Source organism: Oleiphilus sp. HI0067, from assembly GCF_001635735.1.
On record NZ_LWFI01000693.1, the window covers coordinates 1 to 483 of the forward strand.

At 44.9% G+C, this 483-nt stretch carries 1 pseudogene; it reads right to left on the minus strand.

Annotated features, from left to right (window positions below):
• Positions 1 to 443, minus strand: a pseudogene (locus tag A3739_RS07825) (hypothetical protein); the annotation flags it as partial.
• Positions 444 to 483 lie beyond the last annotated feature (40 nt).

The window sequence follows — 483 nt, forward strand, 5'->3', positions numbered from 1 at the left end:
ACCAAGCGTTTATAGCCAGATTCTGCCTGCGTCATTCCATGTTGCGAAAGATGTTCAGGAATCACCTGAAATAAGCTAGGAGGTGTCGCCAGGTAATAAAGAACATTGTTCGAAGTATTATGCTCAGTAGCGAGATGACTGAGCCTTTGCTTAAGAGATGGATAAGCACTCTCGCTTGCGGGGTCCATTGCGTGATAATAAACCCGCTCCAAAAACTCGATAACGACTGAGTGATCAATCTCAGTTTCTTGCTCAATAAAAGCAAGCAAACGTTCTCTGTAGCGTTGATCATCGTAATCTGAACGACTAACGCCCAGAACATAGAGGTCTTCTGGTAGGTATTTAGCTTGAAATAAATGCAGTAAGGCGGGAATCAGTTTTCGTGCGGCTAAGTCTCCTGAGGCGCCAAAAATGACCAAGCAACTATTTTCCGTGACACGCAAGGAGCTCTCCTTATCTCATAGTCAACCAGCGATGGTGCTT